At 66.2% G+C, this 668-nt stretch carries 2 pseudogenes; both read left to right on the top strand.

From position 1 onward, the window contains the following. Positions 1–124 precede the first annotated feature (124 nt). Positions 125–520 (top strand): annotated as a pseudogene (locus AWB68_RS45840) (IS21 family transposase); the annotation flags it as partial. Positions 521–522: 2 nt separating this feature from the next. Continuing rightward, positions 523–668 (top strand): annotated as a pseudogene (locus tag AWB68_RS47995) (hydrogenase 4 subunit F); the annotation flags it as partial.

Raw genomic sequence — 668 nt, 5'->3', positions numbered from 1 at the left:
GACGGGCGTAGCCCGGAACCGCTGCCGCCACGCCGCGCCGGAGAGGCTCCCATCGATGGAGAGCTTTGTCGGTGGTCGCGGTGGATCGGGTATGAACGAGCCTTCCATGCCAGGGGAGGCCGCGGTGCCCGGACGACACGTCAACGACCACCAGATGAGGCTTTACATGAAGCACAGACTCAAGGAAGGGCCGCCCAGGGCGGCTGTTCGCGCCGGGTTCAGCGTCGCCACTGCCTACCGCATCGAAGAGGATCCACGATTACCATCGCAGAAGAAGGCACCGCGCGAACGCCGACGCGGGGATCCCTTGGCCGAGATATTCGACACTGAGATTGTTCCACTGCTGCAGTCCGCTGCGGGTATTCGTCCCGTGGCCGTACTGGAGGAGATGCTCCGGCGCCATCCACACCTGTCGCGCAACGTGCGCCGGACGCTGGAGCGACGCATCCGCGCCTGGCGGGCACTCCATGGCGAGGAGCGTGAGGTCGTGTTCCGTCAGGTGCACGAACCCGGTCGCCTTGTCTGGCGCTCGTGGGCCAGCATCATGTCGCCGCGGAGCTCAACGTCGGCTTCAGTTTCCTGACCTTTGCGGCCGCCACGCTGCTCGCCGTGCAAACAGTGGCGCACGGGCCCGCGTTCGCGCTGGGCAAGCTGTTCTTCGTCGATCC

The organism is Caballeronia choica (assembly GCF_001544535.1).
Taxonomy (GTDB): domain Bacteria; phylum Pseudomonadota; class Gammaproteobacteria; order Burkholderiales; family Burkholderiaceae; genus Caballeronia; species Caballeronia choica.
Note: the sequence above shows the minus strand (reverse complement) of the source record. Positions and strands in the feature narration are given on the sequence as shown.